Origin of the sequence: Citrobacter sp. Ce104 (assembly GCF_030334595.1) — a bacterium.
In the GTDB taxonomy this organism is placed as follows: Bacteria; Pseudomonadota; Gammaproteobacteria; order Enterobacterales; family Enterobacteriaceae; genus Citrobacter; species Citrobacter europaeus.
This window is the reverse complement of the sequence record NZ_JAOWDP010000057.1, coordinates 43,232-61,248: the sequence shown is the minus strand read 5'-3', so window position 1 is coordinate 61,248 and position 18,017 is coordinate 43,232. Positions and strand designations below refer to the sequence as shown.

The following is an 18,017-nucleotide window of genomic DNA, read 5'->3' as shown; positions in this document are numbered from 1 at the left end:
CTCGTTGCTACGCTACTGGCTAACTGCGCGGTAGCATGAAATAATTAGCGCAGACAATTTAGCAGGAGTTAACAATGTTTGCAGGTTTACCTTCACTCAGTCATGAGCAGCAGCAAAAAGCGGTAGAGCGTATTCAGGAGCTGATGTCGCAGGGGATGAGCAGCGGACAAGCCATTGCTCTGGTTGCTGAAGAGTTACGCGCCAGCCATACCGGCGAGCGGATTGTGGCGCGTTTTGAAGATGAAGACGAGTAACGCCGCTTATACCGCAGCGATAATCTTGATCTCAACTTTATATTTCGGGTTCATTAACCCGGCCTGAACGGTACAACGTACCGGCGCGTGACCCGCAACAACCCACGCGTCCCAGGCTTTGTTCATGGCGGCAAAATCGTTTTTGTCCGCCAGGAACAGGGTGGCATCAAGAATACGTGACTTGTTGCTGCCCTGTTTTTCCAGCACCGCATCAATTTGCGCCAGCGTATTTGCCGTTTGTTCAAAGGCGTCTGCATCCAGATTTTCCGGCACGCCGGTGTAATACAGCGTGTTGTTGTGGATTACCACGTCGGACCAACGCGCTTCGGCATCAATGCGCACAATCGTCATAAATCATTCCTCATTTACGGGTTTTCAAATAGCTTTGGGTTGCGCCAAGACTGCCATAATGTTGTGCCCACGTCACCTCTTCAACTGGCGAAAGAACCGCTGGCCTGACATAATCCCTGTTCAAATGAACAGGGGGCAGTGTGACGGACGATTTTGCAGCAGACGGTCAGTTGGCTAAAGCGATACCCGGTTTTAAACCGCGTGAACCACAGCGGCAGATGGCTTTCGCAGTCAGTCATGCCATCGAAAAATCACAGCCGCTTGTTGTAGAAGCCGGAACCGGAACGGGTAAAACCTACGCTTATCTTGCCCCTGCGCTGCGTGCCGGAAAGAAGGTGATTGTCTCCACGGGCTCGAAGGCGTTACAGGATCAGCTTTACAGCCGGGATTTACCCACCGTGGCGAAAGCGCTGGAGTTCACCGGTAAACTGGCGCTGCTGAAAGGGCGTTCAAATTATCTGTGCCTTGAGCGTCTCGAACAACAGGCGCTGGCGGGCGGCGACCTGCCGGTGCAAACTTTGAGCGACGTCATCCTTCTGCGCTCATGGTCAAATCAAACCCTTGATGGCGACATCAGCACCTGCGTTAGCGTGGCTGAAGACTCTCAGGCCTGGCCGCTGGTGACCAGCACTAACGACAATTGTCTTGGCAGCGACTGCCCGCTGTATAAAGAGTGCTTTGTCGTTAAAGCGCGCAAAAAAGCAATGGATGCAGATGTGGTTGTGGTAAACCACCATCTGTTTCTCGCTGACATGGTGGTGAAGGAGAGTGGGTTTGGCGAGCTGATCCCTGAAGCGGAGGTGATGATCTTCGATGAAGCTCACCAGTTACCCGATATTGCCAGCCAGTACTTTGGTCAATCGCTCTCCAGTCGCCAACTGCTGGATCTGGCGAAAGATATCACCATTGCCTATCGCACCGAGCTGAAAGACACTCAGCAACTGCAAAAATGCGCCGACCGCCTGGCGCAAAGCGCTCAGGACTTCCGCCTACAGCTTGGCGAGCCGGGCTATCGCGGAAACCTGCGGGAACTGTTGGCTGACCAGCGTGTACAACGCGCGTTTTTGTTGCTCGATGACACGCTGGAGCTGTGTTACGACGTGGCGAAACTGTCCCTCGGACGTTCGGCCTTGCTGGATGCCGCGTTTGAACGCGCCACGCTTTACCGCGCTCGTCTGAAGCGCCTGAAAGAGATCAACCAGCCGGGCTTCAGCTACTGGTATGAATGCACCTCCCGCCATTTCACCCTTGCGCTGACGCCGCTCACGGTGGCGGATAAATTTAAAGAAGTGATGGAACAAAAGCCGGGCTGCTGGATTTTTACCTCCGCGACGCTGTCGGTAAACGATGATCTTCACCACTTCACCGCGCGGCTGGGTATTGAAGATGCCGAGTCGATGCTGCTGCCAAGTCCATTTGATTACACCCGCCAGGCGCTGCTGTGCGTGCCGCGTAATCTCCCGCAAACCAATCAGCCGGGGGCTGCGCGTCAGTTGGCATCCATGCTGCGTCCCATTATCGAAGCGAATAACGGTCGCTGCTTTATGCTGTGTACCTCACACGCGATGATGCGCGATCTGGCTGAACAATTCCGCGCCACCATGACGCTCCCTGTACTGCTGCAGGGCGAAACCAGCAAAGGACAACTGCTACAGCAATTTGTCAGCGCAGGTAATGCGTTACTGGTTGCCACCAGCAGCTTCTGGGAAGGCGTGGACGTGCGCGGCGATACGCTGTCGCTGGTAATTATCGATAAACTACCGTTCACCTCGCCGGACGACCCGCTGTTAAAAGCACGGATGGAGGACTGTCGTTTGCGCGGCGGCGATCCGTTTGAAGACGTTCAGTTGCCGGATGCGGTCATCACCCTGAAACAGGGGGTAGGCCGTTTGATTCGTGACGCCGACGATCGTGGAGTGCTGGTGATTTGCGACAATCGTCTGGTGATGCGGCCTTACGGCGCCACCTTCCTGGCGAGCCTTCCTCCTGCGCCGCGTACGCGTGACATTGCTCGCGCTGTTCGCTTTCTTGCCATACCAACGACTGAGTAATTTGTAACGGAGTGTGGTAAGATGCGCGCCAAATTTATTTGACCTGATCACAAACACCCATGCGAATTCTGGCTATCGATACCGCCACAGAGGCGTGCTCTGTTGCCCTGTGGAATGACGGTACTGTCAAGGCTCATTTCGAGCTTTGCCCACGAGAACACACCCAACGAATTTTACCGATGGTCCAGGAAATCCTGGCCGCTGGCGATCTCACGTTAACCGATATCGACGCCCTGGCGTTTGGTCGCGGTCCCGGCAGTTTCACCGGCGTACGTATTGGGATTGGCATTGCTCAGGGGCTGGCGTTAGGCGCGAATTTACCCATGATCGGCGTCTCCACCCTCGCGACAATGGCGCAGGGAGCCTGGCGTAAGTCGGGTTCGACCCGCGTACTGGCTGCAATTGACGCGCGAATGGGCGAAGTCTACTGGGCTGAATACCAGCGTGATGACAACGGAAACTGGCGCGGAGAAGAAACCGAAGCGGTGTTAACCCCCGAACAGGTGCATGAGCGTTTACTGCAGCTGTCTGGCGAGTGGGTAACGGTCGGCACGGGCTGGCCTGCGTGGCCTGAACTTGGCAAAGATAGCGGTCTGATGCTCCGCGATGGCGACGTTTTGCTTCCAGCGGCTGAAGATATGCTGCCTGTTGCCACGCAAATGCTGGCTGCCGGTAACACCGTGGCGGTTGAACATGCTGAACCGGTTTATTTACGTAACACCGTCGCGTGGAAGAAACTTCCCGGTAAAGAATGAATCTTAGTAGTACATCCCCGGTTAATTCGCGCAGGCGTCAGTACGCAACATGGTGAACAGGCCGGGGCAGAAGCTAAGAAAAGGGAGTCGCAATATGGCGGTGCAAAAGCAGTTCTTGAAAGGTGTGTTGGCGGGAGCATTAGCGTTAATGCTTAGCGGCTGCGTCACCATCCCGGACGCAATTAAAGGTTCGAGCCCAACGCCGCAGCAGGATCTGGTGCGGGTAATGAATGCGCCGCAGCTGTATGTCGGTCAGGAGGCGCGTTTCGGCGGCAAAGTGGTGGATATTCAGAACCAGCAGGGGAAATCTCGTCTGGAAATAGCCACCGTTCCTCTTGATAGCGGGGCGCGACCCGTGCTGGGCGAAGCCTCCCGCGGGCGGATATATGCTGATGTAAATGGCTTCCTCGACCCGGTGGACTTTCGCGGGCAACTGGTTACCGTCGTCGGTCCGATTAGCGGTACGGTGGACGGAAAAATCGGTAATACGCCGTATAAATTCATGCTGATGCAGGTAACCGGTTATAAACGCTGGCATATTACTCAGCAAATTGTTATGCCGCCTCAGCCTATCGACCCCTGGTTCTACGGTGCGCGTGGCTGGCCTTACGGTGGCTACGGCGGATGGGGATGGTACAATCCCGGCCCGGCACAGGTTCAGACCATAGTAACTGAGTAACTCTTTGTATTATTGGTAAAAGAAACAGCGGCTCGTCCGCTGTTTCTGCATTAACGTGGATATAAGAAAAATAAATAGTGACGTGCTTCGCAACCTTGTCGTTGTGTAATAAACAAACTGGTACGCTGAGTTAATATTATGTTAACAGTTTGTTTATTACCTGGGGTTGTGATGACGACGAATACGCATTTTAGAGGTGATGTATTGAAAAAGGTTTGGCTTAACCGTTATCCCGCTGGTGTTCCTGCGGAGATCAATCCTGACCGTTATCAATCCCTGGTGGAACTCTTTGAACACTCAGTAAGACGGTATGCCGATCAGCCCGCGTTTGTAAACATGGGGGAGGTGATGACCTTCCGCAAGCTTGAAGAGCGGAGCCGGGCATTTGCGGCTTATTTACAACAAGGCCTGGGGCTGAAAAAGGGCGATCGCGTCGCGCTGATGATGCCGAACCTGCTGCAATATCCGGTCGCACTGTTTGGGATTTTACGTGCCGGCATGATCGTCGTGAACGTTAACCCGCTTTACACGCCTCGCGAGCTGGAACATCAGCTTAATGACAGCGGCGCGTCGGCGATTGTCATCGTGTCCAACTTTGCCCACACGTTGGAAAAAGTGGTCGACAAAACGTCGGTACAACACGTGATCCTGACGCGTATGGGCGATCAGCTGTCGACCGCAAAAGGGACGCTGGTCAACTTTGTCGTCAAGTATATCAAACGGCTGGTGCCGAAATATAACCTGCCGGATGCCATCTCGTTTCGCAGTGCGCTGCAAAACGGTTATCGCATGCAGTATGTGAAACCCGAAGTGGTGTCGGAAGATCTGGCGTTCCTGCAATATACCGGCGGGACAACCGGCGTGGCGAAAGGCGCGATGCTCACGCACCGCAACATGCTGGCTAACCTGGAGCAGGTTAACGCCACATACGGCCCGTTGCTGCATCCGGGCAAAGAACTGGTGGTAACGGCTCTACCGCTGTATCACATTTTTGCGCTGACGATGAATTGCCTGCTGTTTATTGAGCTGGGTGGTCAAAACCTGCTGATTACTAACCCGCGTGATATCCCAGGACTGGTCAAAGAGCTGGCGAAGTATCCGTTTACCGCGATGACCGGCGTCAATACGCTGTTTAACGCGCTGCTGAATAACAAAGAGTTTCAGCAACTGGATTTCTCGTCACTGCACCTTTCAGCAGGCGGCGGCATGCCGGTTCAACAAGCGGTAGCTGAACGTTGGGTGAAGCTGACGGGGCAGTATCTGCTGGAAGGCTATGGTCTGACGGAGTGCGCCCCGCTGGTGAGCGTCAACCCTCACGATATCGACTACCATAGCGGCAGTATCGGGTTACCGGTTCCTTCCACCGAGGTCAAACTGGTGGATGACGACGACAACGAAGTGCCGCCAGGAGAACCGGGCGAACTGTGCGTGAAAGGTCCGCAGGTGATGCTGGGCTACTGGCAGCGACCAGACGCCACTGACGAAATCGTCAAAGATGGCTGGCTGCACACTGGCGATATTGCGGTGATGGATGACGAAGGCTTCCTGCGTATTGTCGATCGTAAGAAAGATATGATCCTGGTCTCCGGCTTTAACGTTTATCCGAACGAAATTGAAGACGTGGTTATGCAACATCCTGGCGTGCAGGAAGTAGCTGCAGTTGGCGTTCCGTCCGGCAGCAGCGGTGAAGCGGTGAAAATTTTCGTGGTGAAGAAAGACGCCTCGTTAACCGATGAAGCGCTGGTTACTTTCTGTCGTCGTCACCTGACGGGCTATAAAGTACCGAAGCTGGTTGAGTTTCGCGATGAGTTGCCGAAATCTAACGTCGGTAAAATTTTGCGACGAGAATTACGTGACGAAGCGCGCGCCAAAGTGGACAATAAAGGCTGAGCGTTAAGTCAGCCAGCAGAAAACGTCGGGTAATCCGGCGTTTTTTTTGGCGTAAACCTAAGAGAGCACGATTTGAATTATCAAATGATCACCACGGACGACGCGTTGGCCACGCTGTGCGAAGCCGTCCGTGAATTTCCGGCGATAGCCCTGGATACCGAATTTGTTCGCACACGTACCTATTATCCGCAGTTGGGGCTGATCCAGCTGTTTGATGGCAAACACGTTGCTCTGATTGATCCGCAGGGGATCACCGACTGGTCGCCGTTGCGCGATATTCTGCGTGATACCGCCATCACCAAATTCCTGCATGCGGGCAGTGAAGACCTGGAAGTGTTTCTCAACGCTTTTGGCGAACTTCCGCAGCCGTTAATTGATACACAAATTCTGGCCGCTTTTTGCGGTCGTCCGCTGTCGTGGGGCTTTGCCGCGATGGTGGAAGAGTTTACGGGCGTGGCGCTCGACAAAAGCGAGTCGCGTACCGACTGGCTGGCCAGACCGCTGACCGAACGTCAGTGCGAATATGCGGCGGCTGACGTCTGGTATCTGTTACCGATCACCTCAAAGCTGATGGCTGAAACTGAAACCAGCGGTTGGCTGCCAGCCGCGCTGGACGAATGCCGCTTGATGCAACAGCGTCGCCAGGAGATTCTGGCACCTGAAGATGCCTGGCGCGACATCACCAACGCCTGGCAACTTCGTACCCGTCAGTTAGCCTGCCTGCAACTGCTTGCCGACTGGCGGCTGCGTAAAGCGCGCGAGCGCGATCTGGCGGTAAACTTCGTGGTGCGTGAAGAACATCTGTGGGCGGTGGCACGTTATATGCCGGGCAGCCTGGGTGAACTGGATAGCCTGGGTCTTTCCGGAAGCGAAATTCGCTTCCACGGCAAAACGCTAATCTCGCTGGTAGAAAAGGCCCAGGCTTTACCGGAAGAGTCGCTGCCGCAGCCGCTACTGAATTTGATGGATATGCCAGGATATCGCAAGGCGTTCAAAGCCATCAAGACGCTGGTTGCCGAAGTGAGTGCGGAACAAAATCTTAGCGTCGAACTGTTGGCTTCCCGCCGTCAGATCAACCAGTTGCTCAACTGGCACTGGAAATTAAAGCCGCAGCAGACCCTGCCGGAGCTGGTTTCCGGCTGGCGTGGCGAACTGATGTCCGATCGTCTCAACGCGCTGCTGCAGGAATATCCGCAGTAAGTCACCAGACTCGCCGGGTCGCGCCATTGCTGACCCGGCCTGCGAACGCTACAAATCAAGTACCAGGCGCTTACCTTTGGCGCGAGAGCAGCAAATGAGCATGCTCTGCTGGCTGGCTTTTTCGTCGTCGCTAAAGTATTGATCGCGGTGATCCGCTTCCCCTTCAAGAATCGCTGTTTCGCAGGTGCCGCACACGCCTTCCCGGCACAGACACTCAACGCGTGCAGCTTTGTTATTTTCGATAACCTGCAAAATGGTCATCTCTTCCGGAACCACAAACTCGCGCCCGGAACGCGCCAGCACCAGGGTGAAGGCGTCGCCGCTTTTATCTTCCAGCGCAAATTGTTCGAAATGTAGCGTATTGCTATCCAGCCCATGGCGGGAAGCCGCTTCTCTGACGGCATCGTTGAGCACCGCTGGGCCACAGGTATAAATATGCGTGCCGGGTTCAACATCGGCCAGCAGGCGTGCTAAATCAAGGCGGGTGCCTGCGCTTGAGAGGTGCAGATGAATGCGATCGGCGCTGGGGTACTGCAGGAGTTCGTCATGAAATGCGCAGTTGTCCAGGCTGGGAGAGCAATAATGTAGCTGCCATTCTGCCTGAGAGTGTTCCAGCTCCGGGATCTGCGATAAAAACGGTGTGATGCCGATACCTCCGGCAATCAACAGATGTTGTTGTGCCTGAGGGGCGAGGGCGAACAGATTGTTTGGCGTGGAGATCGTGAGCGTGTCGCCGGGTTTCACCTTTTGATGCAGATATCGTGAGCCGCCTTTGGACGCCTCTTCCAGTCGTACGGCGATTTGCCAGGCGCTGGTATCGAAGGGTGAACTCATCAGCGAGTACGCATTGCTATATAGGTTCTCGCCATCGCGCATCTGCACGATGATATGGCTGCCACCCTGAAACGCAGGCAACGGCTGGCCTGAGGTTGCCATTAGGGTGAAGCGTTTTACCTGCGCGGTAATGGTCTCAATCCGACTGACCCGGACTTCTTGCATTTGATAATCAGACATTGCGGCACTCCCTAAAAAATCTGTCCGGCGCGGTTCAACGACGCGCCGGTGTCTGTCGTTACAGCCCCGGGTTATTCCTGAAACACCTGCGCGACCAGATTATGGAAATGGGCAATGCCATGCTCGGAGATGCCGCTGCCGCTGGTGTCCGCCATAATGCGGCCCTGACCGCGATACCCGCGCGATTTCAGCCCCTTTTGCACGCTTTCAACCAGACGTAAATCTTCAGGACGAAAGACGTTGCGATACCATTCGATCAGTTGTTTCTGCTCTTCGGTCAGCTCTTCGTTGGTGAAGTAAATGTCATAGTTTTGCAGCGTGGTTTCCGCATCCACCGGGAATTCGTAGATAACGGTCATCATGCCTTTGATTGGCGTGACGTTGAGCATGGTGCATGGCCACAGCCAGAAACCGTGGAAGGCGGCATCAACACCTTCTTCGAACTTAAATGACTGCTCTGACGGTTTGGCGAAACCGTGTTGCAGCGTCCAGTTGCCGTGCATGGTGTGCCAGTAACGGTCAACCTGAACCGAGTCGGAAAAACCTGGGTGGGCCGGGCCGCAGTGGTAGCACTCCAGATAGTTGTCGACAATATTCTTCCAGTTTGCCGGGGTACGGGTCGTAAAGCGCGCCGCCAGTTTCAGGTCATGCACGTCAGGGCAGGCTTCGATAACTTTGTCTGCAAGACCAGGGAGTTGTTCTTCTACGCTGCCTGCGTTCGGATCCATGTTGATAAACACGAATCCGGCATACTCTTCCAGACGTACAGGGGTAAGGTGCGCTTTTTCGCTGTCGAAGTTGGCGACATTTTCGCAGTTACGCGCATGCGCCAGATTGCCGTCAAGTTTGAACGCCCATGCGTGGTAAGGGCAGGTAATTACATTTTTCGCTTTCCCTTCGCCGCTCAACAGCTGATGACCGCGATGCGGACAAACGTTGTAGAACGCGCGCAGCACGTTATCGCGACCCCGTACCAGCACGATGTTCTCGCCAATCACTTCACGGGTAACATAATCATTGGGCTTTGCCAGCTCGCTACTGTGGGCGACGCAAATCCAGCTTTTAGCAAACACTTTCTCTTGTTCGTGCTCGAAGGCCTGATGGTCGGTATAAAACCGGGCAGGGATAGTCCAGGCGTCCTGCGGGTTGGCACAGAAATTTTGCGGCAGAATAAACTCAGGGCTTAGATTGCTCATTGGAATACCTTTTAATTTGTGAGTAAGAGGGTTTTATACTGGCGCTTAATTGTCGCCTTTGAGTAATGTCCCGGCCGGTGGCGCAACGGGGGCGTTAACTGGCGTTTCGGGAAGATGACTTTCAATTTGATGCGCAGGAACGTGGGCATAGTCCTGCCGTACCCAGCGAAGAAAACCGCCGACTTTCACCAACAGAATGGCGAGGAAGGGAAGTGCGGTCAGAACCACCGTGGTCTTCATGGTTTCCAGGGATGCGCCGGTGAATAAAATCGATAAGGGGATCAGGGTGATGACCACGCACCAGAACAGTCGTAAGCTACGCTGCGGATCTTCCCCTTCCTGCAGGTTACGCGTGCTGGTGGCGGCCATGGTATAGGCGACGGCATCCATGTGCGAGGCAAGGAAAATAATCATGATCGCCAGATACGCCACCAGGAATAGTTTCCCGGCTGGCAACGACATCAACACTTGCTGTACGGCCGTTTCACCGCCCAGTGTCGCCATAACCTGCGGTACGTCGATCACACCGTTCACAAACTGGTGGATTGAGTAGCTTTCCATCACGCCGAAGAAGAACCAGCAGCCAACGGTACTACCGAGGATTAACGCCCAGATAACCTCTTTGATTTTGCGACCACGGGATACGCGAGTGACAAACATTGCCACGCCTGGGGTGTAGGAGATCCACCACAGCCAGTAGAACACCGTCCAGTTGCGGGTGAACTCACCGTTGCCAAGTGGATCGGTGAACAGGCTCATCTGCAAAAAGTTTTGTGTCGTCAGACCAATGGCGTTGATGATGTTATTGGTGATAAATTCGGTCGGGCCGACGATCAGCACCAGCAGCGGCAGTAAGAATGCCCCCCAGCCGACCATTTTGCTCAGACGTTGCAAACCGTTATTGATGCCAATCCAGGAGCTCATGCAGAAAATGCCGCCAGAGAACAGGATCACAAACGCCTGCATGGTGAAGTTATCCGGCAAACCCGTGAGGGCAGATAAACCGCGGGTAAAGGTGGCGGCGGTGACAACCAGAGAGATGGTTAACGCGCCAACTGTTGCGATCAGGAACATCAAATCAACCAGGCGACCCCACACGCCCTGCGGATGGACGCCGGTGATAGCGGCAATAATTCCGGACAGGCTCAGCCCTTTGTTTTTACGCACATGAAAGTGGTAGGCCATTGTTAGTGAGGCCAGGGTATAAGTCGCCCAGGCGCTGATCCCCCAATGGAAAAAGGAGTAGGGTAAGCTATATTCCAGCGCTTTTTGCGAATGCGGCGCGATATTCAGACCCGGAGTCTGGTAATAATAGGCCCACTCAGCAACACCCCAATAGAGTGTTGAGGAGCCTAATCCGGCACATATAAACATAAACAGCCAGGACAGCGTGCTGTATTCCGCTTTCCCTTCACCCAGACGAATGTTGCCGTATTTGCTGGTAGCCAGCCAGACGACCAGACCCATCGCCATCAGAACGAGGATCTGCACGGCGGAACCCAGCATCCGGGTAACGCCGTTAAAAAGGGTATTTGCGACTTGTGCAGACTGCTGAGGGAAGAGACTAAGCGTGGCGGCGATGAAAAGAATAGCCACCAGGCTGATGGCTATCAGCGGCATGTCTTTTTTCTTTACGTTGCTCAACATGGGATCTCCTGGGCACAGTTGCCCGCGTATGGCATTAGCCTGTCGTTGTTATCATGCTGTAGGGAATCAGTGATTTTGTATTTAACAATTTTATTATTTGTTTTTTACATGAATTAAACAATTGCCCGATGCGTGAAGCAATAAAACACGGAACGGAAATAATAAAAGGTGAATTGGCGCAGGTTATTGGCGGCATAAAACGCATAAAAAAGCCGCGTCAGTGACGCGGCTCATATTTCGTGGTTTGACCTCTAACGCAGTGCCTGAGCGATGGCTTCACCAACCTGTTGGGTGGTGGCGTTGCCTTTCATATCTGGCGTTTTCGGGCCGCTGGCAATGACCTGCTCAATTGCCGCCAGAATACCGTCGTGGGCGGCTTTATAGTTGGCATCACCGTTGCCAAGGAAGTCGAGCATCATGGCGCCAGCCCAGATAGTCGCAATAGGGTTGGCGATATTCTTGCCGTAGATATCGGGGGCCGAACCGTGTACCGGCTCGAACAGCGACGGGAAGGTGCGCTCCGGATTTAAGTTGGCAGAAGGCGCAATGCCAATCGTTCCGGTACAGGCCGGGCCAAGATCGGAGAGGATGTCGCCAAACAGGTTGGAGGCAACCACGACGTCAAAACGCTCCGGCTGCATCACAAAGCGGGCGCACAATATATCAATATGCTGTTTATCCCAGCGGATCTCGGGATAGTTAGCCGCCATTGCTTCCACGCGTTCGTCCCAGTAAGGCATGCTGATGGCCAGGCCGTTGGATTTGGTTGCTGAGGTCAGGGTTTTGCGCGGGCGCTTTTGCGCCAGCTCGAAAGCGTAACGCAAGATACGATCCACGCCACGACGGGTGAAGACTGATTCCTGGATAACCACTTCGTGTTCGGTACCTTCGCTCACGCGTCCGCCGAGGGCAGAGTATTCTCCCTCGGTGTTTTCGCGTACGACGTAGAAATCAATGTCGCCTGGCTGCTTGCCAGCCAGTGGGCAAGGGACGCCCGGAAACAGGCGCACCGGGCGCAGGTTGACGTACTGGTCGAATTCGCGACGAAACTTAAGCAGCGAACCCCATAATGAGATGTGGTCAGGCACGGTGTCCGGCCAGCCAACCGCGCCAAAATAGATAGCATCAAAGGATTGCAGCTGCTCATGCCAGTCATCCGGCATCATCTTGCCGTGATGGGCGTAGTATTCGCAGCTGGCCCATTCCATTTGCTCAAAGCTGAGCGACAACCCCCAACGCTCGGCGGCTGCCTGCAACACATGAATGCCCTCAGGCAGAACTTCTTTACCAATGCCATCTCCGGGGATAGCGGCGATACGCCAGGTTTTCTTCATAGCAGCTCTCACTTGTACGCCATCAAAATTGACTTTCCCCTTATCCTATAATTGACTGATTAATAGTTAATCCCCCTAACTGGTGAAACATAAAACACAGATCATGAATAATCTGCCGCTGCTAAATGATTTACGCGTCTTTATGCTGGTTGCCCGTCGTGCAGGATTTGCCGCCGTTGCCGAAGAGCTGGGCGTCTCACCGGCTTTTATCAGTAAGCGCGTTGCCCTGCTGGAGCAAACGCTGAATGTAGTGCTGCTGCACCGGACAACGCGGCGCGTAACCATCACGGAAGAGGGGGAGCGGATCTACGAATGGGCGCAGCGGATCCTGCAGGATGTCGATCAGATGATGGATGAGCTATCAGATGCCAGGCAGATCCCGCAGGGGATGCTACGTATTATTAGTAGCTTTGGTTTTGGCCGCCGGGTGGTGGCTCCGGCGCTGTCTGCGCTGGCAAAAGAGTATCCGCAATTAGAACTGCGGTTCGATGTTGAAGACCGCCTGGTGGATATGGTGAATGAGGGCGTCGATCTTGATATTCGTATCGGGGATGATATCGCGCCGAACCTGATTGCCCGCAAGCTGGCGACTAACTACCGTATTCTGTGCGCCTCGCCGGAATTTGTGAGGCAGCATGGGACGCCGAAGCAACTCAACGATCTCTCCACTTTTCCTTGTCTGGTCATCAAAGAGCGCGACCATCCGTTTGGTATCTGGCAAATGCGCAATAAAGAGGGCGCGCATTCGATTAAAGTTACGGGGCCTTTGTCGTCAAATCATGGCGAAGTGGTACATCAGTGGTGCCTTGATGGGCAGGGAATAGCTCTGCGGTCATGGTGGGACGTTTGCGACAACATTGCCAGCGGCAACCTGATACACATATTGCCCGAGTATTATCAACCAGCAAATATTTGGGCGGTTTATGTTTCCCGGCTGGCGACGTCGGCAAAAATCCGTATTACGGTTGAGTATTTGCGCCGCTATTTTACCGAAAACTATCCAAAGTTTACTTTGGAATAAAGGTGCAGCAGCCTGGCAAGAAACAGAAAATAAAAAAGGCAGAATAATCTGCCTTTTTTGTAACGATGACTCTCTGAGCAAAGCCGTTATTTAGATTCTTCGGCTTCAGGTAATGTCACGTTAAGTTCGAGGATAGAAATATCGCCGTCTTTTTGCTCAAGCTGTACGGTGACCATTTCAGGATCAATTTGTACATACTTGCAGATAACCTCGAGAATATCTTTCCTCAACTGCGGTAAATAATGTGGCTCGGCGTCACTACGACGGCGTTCCGCAACAATAATCTGCAGTCGCTCTTTAGCGATGTTCGCTGTGCTCTTTTTCCGCGAGAGAAAAAAATCCAGTAATGCCATAACTTATCCTCCGAACAGGCGTTTGAGGAAACCTTTCTTCTCTTCTTCAATGAAGCGGAAAGGACGTTCTTCTCCCAACAGACGGTCTACGGTATCAGCATAGGCTTTACCGGCATCGGCATTGATGTCGAGAATAACCGGCTCACCCTGGTTAGACGCGCGCAGGACTGACTGATCTTCAGGAATCACGCCAACCAGCTTGATTCGCAGAATTTCCAGTACGTCTTCCATGCTCAGCATGTCACCTTTATTTACGCGGCCAGGGTTGTAGCGCGTCAGCAACAAATGCTCTTTAATCGGATCTTCACCGTTTTCCGCACGACGAGATTTCGACGCCAGAATACCCAGAATACGGTCAGAGTCACGTACAGAGGAAACTTCCGGGTTAGTGGTGATAATCGCTTCATCGGCAAAATACAGGGCCATCAGCGCACCGGTTTCAATACCTGCCGGGGAGTCGCAGACGATGAAGTCGAATTCCATCGTTTTCAGGTCGTCCAGAACTTTCGCGACGCCTTCACGCGTCAGCGCGTCTTTATCGCGAGTCTGTGAGGCCGGAAGAATAAAGAGATTTTCGGTACGCTTATCTTTGATTAACGCCTGATTTAACGACGCATCGCCCTGAATAACGTTGACGAAGTCATAAACGACGCGGCGTTCACAACCCATAATCAGATCAAGGTTACGCAGGCCGATATCAAAATCAATAACGACAGTTTTCTTTCCCTTCTGGGCCAAACCTGTAGCGATGGCCGCGCTGGAGGTGGTTTTGCCAACGCCCCCTTTACCCGAAGTAACAACAATAATGCGTGCCATAGAAATTCCTTGTTAAAAAGGGATCAATTCAACGGTTGAACTGTCAAAGCGTTCTCTGCTAATTGCAGACGGGCCGCTTTGCCATAAAATTCTGCTGGGATTTTATCACTCAGCCAATAAACACCTGCGATAGACACCAGTTCTGCCGTCAGATGGGTACAAAAAATTTGCGCTTCCCGATCGCCGCTTGCGCCTGCCAGCGCACGGCCTCTCATCATGCCATAAACATGAATATTACCATCAGCGATAAGCTCTGCGCCTGCACTGACGTGGCTTGTAACAATCAGATCACATTGTGGAGCATAAATGCGCTGACCGGAACGAACCGGCACATTTATTAATCGTGTTTTTGTGATGGGAGTAACGTTTTGCGGCGGAGCAACGGGAGCCGGGGTCTCAACAGGCGCAGAACGAATAGCTTTTTCTTTACCTTCAGTCAGTAAAGGAAGGCCCATTTCGTCGATTTCAGCCTTGAGTCTGGCGTCTTTGCATCCGCTAACGCCAATAATGCGCAATCCGGTAGACGTAACAACTTTCTGCAGCGCTGACCAGTTGACCGGGCTTTCAAGACCACTCACGTTAACCACCACGGGAGCATGTTTTAAAAAAGCCGGCGCCTGCGCGATTTTGTCTTCCAACGCCTGACGAATAACCTCGGGTTCTGCTTCATGTAAATGAACCACTGATAAGGTGAAGCTACTGCCTTTAAGCTCGATTGGCGTGTTTGACATCCTGGCCTTACTCAATTTGCTATTTATCATCCCCAGCGCGGGGTGATATTCCGAAGACTATAAGGCATGTTATAGTCAGTATTATATTGAGGCAAGCCACCATTCCGTGAATTCAGAGTAAAAGATATGTTTTGTGTGATCTACCGAAGCAGCAAACGTGACCAGACCTATTTATATGTCGAAAAAAAAGACGATTTCTCACGCGTTCCTGAAGAACTGATGAAAGGATTTGGTCAGCCGACGCTGGCAATGATGTTACCGCTTGATGGTCGAAAAAAATTGGTTAATGCCGATCTTGAAAAAGTAAAACAGGCCCTGGCCGAGCAGGGCTATTATTTACAAATACCACCGCCGCCAGAAGATTTACTTAAACAGCATCTGGCTGCGACAAAACAAAATACACCAGACGCTAAACGTTAAACTGCATCCGCCAGCAGCACGTTCCATCGATGCAGTACCTGAAATCTATGACTACGTTAGGGGAAAGTAATGTATCAACATCACAACTGGCATGGTGCTCTGCTGGATTATCCGGTGAGTAAGGTGGTTTGCGTAGGAAGTAACTATGCTAACCATATTAAAGAGATGGGCGGAACCCCCCCCGAAGAGCCGGTGCTGTTTATTAAACCGGAAACCGCACTGTGCGATTTACGCCAGCCGCTGGTGATCCCATCTGATATGGGGTCGGTTCACCATGAAGTTGAGCTGGCTGTGCTCATTGGCGCGACCCTGCGACAGGCGACGGAAGATCATGTGCGCAAAGCCATCGCGGGTTATGGCGTCGCACTGGATCTGACCCTGCGCGATATCCAGGGCAAAATGAAGAAAGCGGGGCAGCCATGGGAAAAAGCGAAGGGTTTTGATAACTCTTGCCCGCTGTCAGGATTTATTCCCGTAGCGGAATTTAACGGCGATCCACAGGATACGATGCTCGGGTTGACGGTCAACGGTGAACAGCGTCAGCACGGCTCCACGGCGGATATGATCCATCAAATCGTTCCTTTGATTGCCTATATGAGTCGTTTCTTTACCCTCAAAGCGGGTGATGTTGTGCTGACGGGCACGCCAGCAGGCGTGGGGCCATTAAGCAGCGGTGATGAACTGGCGATCAGTTTTAACGGTCAAACGCTGACGACCCGCGTACTGTAATCTCTGCTTGCCGCCTTTTCGGGCGGCAAAACTTGCATCAGCGTGCCAGACTGGTTATAAGGTGCAGCTTTAATGCAATAGCGGAAACCCTGATGAGCGACATACCTTTCTGGCAAAGTAAAACCCTTGATGAAATGACCGATGCCGAGTGGGAGTCATTATGTGACGGATGTGGTCAATGCTGCCTGCATAAGCTGATGGATGAAGACACCGACGAAATCTACTTTACCAACGTCGCGTGTAAGCAACTCAATATCAAAACCTGTCAGTGCCGTAATTACGAACGTCGATTCGAGTACGAGCCTGACTGCATCAAACTGACGCGCGATAATTTGCCGACTTTTGAATGGTTGCCAATGACCTGCGCGTATCGTCTGCTCGCGGAAGGTAAAGGGCTGCCGGAGTGGCATCCGTTGCTGACGGGGTCTAAAGCGGCGATGCACGGTGAACGTATCTCAGTTCGTCATATTGCGGTGAAAGAATCGGAAGTACGTGACTGGCAGGATCATATCCTGAACAAACCTTCATGGGCGGACTGAGCCGCCCATCGATTAGCAGGCGTTAAGGTTTAAGACTTTTTCGCCTGATACATCTCATCGGAGTGGTTGTCATCTTCCACCCAGAAGTTAATGTTGAATTGTGCGTCGTCGCTTAATTCAACACGATGCCAGTACTGCGGTGGGCTGGTCGCGAACTGACCGGCATTAATCACTACCTTCACTTCGGGCTCTTTTGCGTCTTCATTGGCAAAGCCATAATACGTTACCGTACCTTCCATTACACAGAGCTGACCAAACACGCCTGCTGCGGTGTTATGGTGAGAAAGAAGTGCTGCCGGGACGTTGTCTTTGGTAAAGAAGGGAGTAGAGCGTTTCACTTTCCAGTTTGCCGGGATGCGTAAATGGGACATAAGACATCTCCTTCGTGTGGCATCTATAAGATGTATTTAATATACATTTTATAGATGCCAGCAGGCAATGGATTTAAGGCAAAAAAAACGCTCCTGAAGGAGCGTCTCTGTTAGCGACCGAAGAGGTCACGTTTTTTCGGTTTAAACGGCTGTGCTATGAATACCAGCACGGCGACCACCAGGTAAGCGGCGAAGATCCCCAACAGCCACTGTGGCATTTCCAGGGTTAAAAAAGACCACTGGCGTTCAGCACAGTCACCGGATGCTAAAAACACCTGCGGCAGCCATTTGTCCAGCGGCAGCCAGCTCGGGAAGCGGGCTGCAAAATCACAGGTCATGAACGGTGATGGGTGCAACTGAATCATGGTGTGCTCATACGCTAACTGAAGCCCACGCCAGGCACTGTAAATCCAGATTATCATCGCCACATAGCGCAGCGGTGTCTTTGGCGCGATAGCCCCCACCAGCCCCGCACCCATCACGCCGAATAATGCGCTACGTTCGTAAATACACAACACGCAAGGTTTTAGCAGCATGACGTGCTGGAACCACAGCGCAACGAGTTCCAGCGCAAAGGCGGTTAACGCCAACAATAACCATGCTCCACGACCTCGGGAGCATTGGTTTAAAAATCGCAACATAATAATTTCCCTGCAACATGCGTAG

General features: G+C 52.9%; 20 protein-coding genes. 10 read left to right on the top strand and 10 right to left on the bottom strand.

The annotated features are described in order from the left end of the window. The first annotated feature begins 74 nt into the window (after positions 1-74). Complete coding sequence (locus OGW16_RS06480; protein ID WP_003020986.1) at positions 75-254, top strand: YoaH family protein; 180 nt, start codon at positions 75-77, stop codon at positions 252-254. 6 nt (positions 255-260) lie between these two features. On the opposite strand, the gene OGW16_RS06475 is transcribed toward OGW16_RS06480, so the two are convergent. After that, positions 261-605 carry a RidA family protein gene (locus OGW16_RS06475; RefSeq protein WP_003020984.1) on the bottom strand — a complete coding sequence of 115 codons (345 nt, stop codon included), beginning with the start codon at positions 603-605 and terminating at the stop codon, positions 261-263. 140 nt (positions 606-745) lie between these two features. On the opposite strand from OGW16_RS06475, the gene yoaA reads away from it, so the two are divergent. The 5 genes from yoaA to rnd all read left to right on the top strand — a co-directional run bounded on the left by yoaA (position 746) and on the right by rnd (position 7,180). Continuing rightward, positions 746-2,656 carry a DNA repair helicase YoaA gene (yoaA, locus tag OGW16_RS06470; RefSeq protein WP_043016048.1) on the top strand — a complete coding sequence of 637 codons (1,911 nt, stop codon included), beginning with the start codon at positions 746-748 and terminating at the stop codon, positions 2,654-2,656. 59 nt (positions 2,657-2,715) lie between these two features. Further along, positions 2,716-3,411: a tRNA (adenosine(37)-N6)-threonylcarbamoyltransferase complex dimerization subunit type 1 TsaB gene (gene tsaB / locus OGW16_RS06465; protein WP_043016049.1), complete on the top strand. Its 696-nt coding sequence runs from the start codon at positions 2,716-2,718 to the stop codon at positions 3,409-3,411. Positions 3,412-3,505: 94 nt separating this feature from the next. Continuing rightward, on the top strand, positions 3,506-4,090 hold the full coding sequence (locus OGW16_RS06460) for a Slp family lipoprotein (RefSeq protein WP_043016050.1): 585 nt from the start codon (positions 3,506-3,508) through the stop codon (positions 4,088-4,090). Between the two features lie 204 nt (positions 4,091-4,294). Continuing rightward, the gene (gene fadD, locus OGW16_RS06455; RefSeq protein ID WP_123915245.1) at positions 4,295-5,980 is read left to right on the top strand and encodes a long-chain-fatty-acid--CoA ligase FadD; all 1,686 of its coding nucleotides are present in this window, start codon (positions 4,295-4,297) and stop codon (positions 5,978-5,980) included. Positions 5,981-6,064: 84 nt separating this feature from the next. Beyond that, positions 6,065-7,180 carry a ribonuclease D gene (gene rnd, locus OGW16_RS06450; protein ID WP_193145529.1) on the top strand — a complete coding sequence of 372 codons (1,116 nt, stop codon included), beginning with the start codon at positions 6,065-6,067 and terminating at the stop codon, positions 7,178-7,180. 48 nt (positions 7,181-7,228) lie between these two features. Here the strand turns inward: rnd and OGW16_RS06445 are convergent, their stop codons facing one another. The 4 genes from OGW16_RS06445 to OGW16_RS06430 all read right to left on the bottom strand — a co-directional run bounded on the left by OGW16_RS06445 (position 7,229) and on the right by OGW16_RS06430 (position 12,371). Further along, positions 7,229-8,194 (bottom strand): PDR/VanB family oxidoreductase, encoded by a 966-nt coding sequence (locus tag OGW16_RS06445; protein WP_286518111.1) that lies wholly within the window; start codon positions 8,192-8,194, stop codon positions 7,229-7,231. Positions 8,195-8,265: 71 nt separating this feature from the next. Then, complete coding sequence (gene yeaW / locus OGW16_RS06440) at positions 8,266-9,390, bottom strand: carnitine monooxygenase, oxygenase subunit YeaW (RefSeq protein ID WP_043016054.1); 1,125 nt, start codon at positions 9,388-9,390, stop codon at positions 8,266-8,268. Between the two features lie 45 nt (positions 9,391-9,435). Then, the gene (locus OGW16_RS06435; RefSeq protein ID WP_043016055.1) at positions 9,436-11,037 is read right to left on the bottom strand and encodes a BCCT family transporter; all 1,602 of its coding nucleotides are present in this window, start codon (positions 11,035-11,037) and stop codon (positions 9,436-9,438) included. Positions 11,038-11,288: 251 nt separating this feature from the next. Further along, a complete protein-coding gene (locus OGW16_RS06430) occupies positions 11,289-12,371 on the bottom strand; it encodes a tartrate dehydrogenase (protein ID WP_100194268.1) in 1,083 nt (360 codons plus the stop codon). A gap of 103 nt (positions 12,372-12,474) precedes the next feature. Here OGW16_RS06430 and OGW16_RS06425 point away from each other — a divergent pair, with 103 nt between their 5' ends. After that, a complete protein-coding gene (locus OGW16_RS06425) occupies positions 12,475-13,392 on the top strand; it encodes a LysR family transcriptional regulator (protein WP_043016057.1) in 918 nt (305 codons plus the stop codon). An 86-nt stretch (positions 13,393-13,478) separates the two neighbouring features. On the opposite strand, the gene minE is transcribed toward OGW16_RS06425, so the two are convergent. Genes minE through minC form a run of 3 tightly spaced genes read right to left on the bottom strand, consistent with a single transcriptional unit; the run spans position 13,479 to position 15,292 of the window. After that, positions 13,479-13,745: a cell division topological specificity factor MinE gene (gene minE, locus OGW16_RS06420; protein ID WP_001185666.1), complete on the bottom strand. Its 267-nt coding sequence runs from the start codon at positions 13,743-13,745 to the stop codon at positions 13,479-13,481. Positions 13,746-13,748: 3 nt separating this feature from the next. After that, entirely contained in the window at positions 13,749-14,561 is an 813-nt protein-coding gene (gene minD, locus OGW16_RS06415; RefSeq protein ID WP_003020956.1) for a septum site-determining protein MinD, read from the bottom strand. A 23-nt stretch (positions 14,562-14,584) separates the two neighbouring features. Further along, positions 14,585-15,292 (bottom strand): septum site-determining protein MinC, encoded by a 708-nt coding sequence (gene minC / locus OGW16_RS06410; RefSeq protein ID WP_043016058.1) that lies wholly within the window; start codon positions 15,290-15,292, stop codon positions 14,585-14,587. 126 nt (positions 15,293-15,418) lie between these two features. On the opposite strand from minC, the gene OGW16_RS06405 reads away from it, so the two are divergent. The 3 genes from OGW16_RS06405 to ycgN all read left to right on the top strand — a co-directional run bounded on the left by OGW16_RS06405 (position 15,419) and on the right by ycgN (position 16,980). Further along, positions 15,419-15,712 (top strand): YcgL domain-containing protein, encoded by a 294-nt coding sequence (locus tag OGW16_RS06405; protein WP_043016059.1) that lies wholly within the window; start codon positions 15,419-15,421, stop codon positions 15,710-15,712. Between the two features lie 69 nt (positions 15,713-15,781). Continuing rightward, entirely contained in the window at positions 15,782-16,441 is a 660-nt protein-coding gene (locus OGW16_RS06400) for a fumarylacetoacetate hydrolase family protein (RefSeq protein WP_043016060.1), read from the top strand. Between the two features lie 92 nt (positions 16,442-16,533). Beyond that, the gene (ycgN, locus tag OGW16_RS06395) at positions 16,534-16,980 is read left to right on the top strand and encodes a cysteine cluster protein YcgN (RefSeq protein ID WP_003020944.1); all 447 of its coding nucleotides are present in this window, start codon (positions 16,534-16,536) and stop codon (positions 16,978-16,980) included. Between the two features lie 29 nt (positions 16,981-17,009). Here ycgN and OGW16_RS06390 read toward each other — a convergent pair whose 3' ends face one another. Next, a complete protein-coding gene (locus OGW16_RS06390; RefSeq protein ID WP_016153372.1) occupies positions 17,010-17,351 on the bottom strand; it encodes a TehB family protein in 342 nt (113 codons plus the stop codon). Positions 17,352-17,461: 110 nt separating this feature from the next. Beyond that, complete coding sequence (gene dsbB / locus OGW16_RS06385; protein WP_043016061.1) at positions 17,462-17,992, bottom strand: disulfide bond formation protein DsbB; 531 nt, start codon at positions 17,990-17,992, stop codon at positions 17,462-17,464. Positions 17,993-18,017 lie beyond the last annotated feature (25 nt).

Excerpts from the sequence above, each read along its gene's own strand:
- OGW16_RS06480 (WP_003020986.1), top strand. The coding sequence starts at position 75 with ATGTTTGCAGGTTTACCTTCACTCAGTCATGAGCAGCAGCAAAAAGCG.
- OGW16_RS06475 (WP_003020984.1), bottom strand. The coding sequence starts at position 605 with ATGACGATTGTGCGCATTGATGCCGAAGCGCGTTGGTCCGACGTGGTA.
- tsaB (WP_043016049.1), top strand. The coding sequence starts at position 2,716 with ATGCGAATTCTGGCTATCGATACCGCCACAGAGGCGTGCTCTGTTGCC.
- OGW16_RS06460 (WP_043016050.1), top strand. The coding sequence starts at position 3,506 with ATGGCGGTGCAAAAGCAGTTCTTGAAAGGTGTGTTGGCGGGAGCATTA.
- rnd (WP_193145529.1), top strand. The coding sequence starts at position 6,065 with ATGATCACCACGGACGACGCGTTGGCCACGCTGTGCGAAGCCGTCCGT.
- OGW16_RS06445 (WP_286518111.1), bottom strand. The coding sequence starts at position 8,194 with ATGTCTGATTATCAAATGCAAGAAGTCCGGGTCAGTCGGATTGAGACC.
- yeaW (WP_043016054.1), bottom strand. The coding sequence starts at position 9,390 with ATGAGCAATCTAAGCCCTGAGTTTATTCTGCCGCAAAATTTCTGTGCC.
- OGW16_RS06435 (WP_043016055.1), bottom strand. The coding sequence starts at position 11,037 with ATGTTGAGCAACGTAAAGAAAAAAGACATGCCGCTGATAGCCATCAGC.
- OGW16_RS06430 (WP_100194268.1), bottom strand. The coding sequence starts at position 12,371 with ATGAAGAAAACCTGGCGTATCGCCGCTATCCCCGGAGATGGCATTGGT.
- OGW16_RS06425 (WP_043016057.1), top strand. The coding sequence starts at position 12,475 with ATGAATAATCTGCCGCTGCTAAATGATTTACGCGTCTTTATGCTGGTT.
- minE (WP_001185666.1), bottom strand. The coding sequence starts at position 13,745 with ATGGCATTACTGGATTTTTTTCTCTCGCGGAAAAAGAGCACAGCGAAC.
- minD (WP_003020956.1), bottom strand. The coding sequence starts at position 14,561 with ATGGCACGCATTATTGTTGTTACTTCGGGTAAAGGGGGCGTTGGCAAA.
- minC (WP_043016058.1), bottom strand. The coding sequence starts at position 15,292 with ATGTCAAACACGCCAATCGAGCTTAAAGGCAGTAGCTTCACCTTATCA.
- OGW16_RS06405 (WP_043016059.1), top strand. The coding sequence starts at position 15,419 with ATGTTTTGTGTGATCTACCGAAGCAGCAAACGTGACCAGACCTATTTA.
- OGW16_RS06400 (WP_043016060.1), top strand. The coding sequence starts at position 15,782 with ATGTATCAACATCACAACTGGCATGGTGCTCTGCTGGATTATCCGGTG.
- ycgN (WP_003020944.1), top strand. The coding sequence starts at position 16,534 with ATGAGCGACATACCTTTCTGGCAAAGTAAAACCCTTGATGAAATGACC.
- OGW16_RS06390 (WP_016153372.1), bottom strand. The coding sequence starts at position 17,351 with ATGTCCCATTTACGCATCCCGGCAAACTGGAAAGTGAAACGCTCTACT.
- dsbB (WP_043016061.1), bottom strand. The coding sequence starts at position 17,992 with ATGTTGCGATTTTTAAACCAATGCTCCCGAGGTCGTGGAGCATGGTTA.